The sequence below is a fragment of the Arthrobacter sp. Y3223164 genome, from assembly GCF_059091005.1.
The window spans coordinates 1-582 of sequence record NZ_JBNHGF010000786.1; the positions used below are offsets into that span (position 1 = coordinate 1).

General features: G+C 70.6%; 1 protein-coding gene. It reads left to right on the plus strand.

The genetic code is table 11. From position 1 onward, the window contains the following. Positions 1-328 precede the first annotated feature (328 nt). Positions 329-582 (plus strand): DUF3499 domain-containing protein (locus tag AC5RUJ_RS18005; protein WP_494156486.1); only part of this gene is annotated, 254 nt, incomplete at its 3' end.

A 582-nucleotide genomic window follows, 5' to 3' on the forward strand; every position in this document is an offset into this window, starting at 1 on the left:
CCCGCGGCCGCGGCGGTTCCGGCGTCGTGCGGCAAACGGACGGCGCCAGCCACCGCCGTCGCTGTCCAGCGAGAGGGTCAGTGATGGTCCGTTGTCCATATACCGACTTTAAGCCCGGGGACCGGAATAAGGCACCCGGGCCCCGCGGCGGTACGCCGAAGCGTCCCGCGGCGACCCACCCGGCACCGGCAGCGTCGCTCCGGAGCATCCGCCAGCGGTGCGCCGTCCGGCGGGCCGCGTCCGCGCGACCCGATTGTGACCTAATCTTCGACCACCGGCCCGCGCCGGTGGTCGGGAAGGAGGAAGGCCCGGAGTAGGATGCATTCTCGTGGGATCCATTCGTCAATGTTCACGCTCGGCCTGTCAGCGGTCGGCCATCGCTACTTTGACGTACGTGTATGCCGATTCCACCGCCGTGCTGGGCCCGCTGGCAACCTACGCCGAGCCCCACTGCTACGACCTGTGTGCCGAGCACGCCGAACGGCTGACCGTGCCCCGCGGCTGGGAAGTCATGCGGCTGGCCCTGCCCGAGCAGGCGCCGGTCCCCAACCCCGACGACCTGTTGGCCCTGGCCGACGCCGT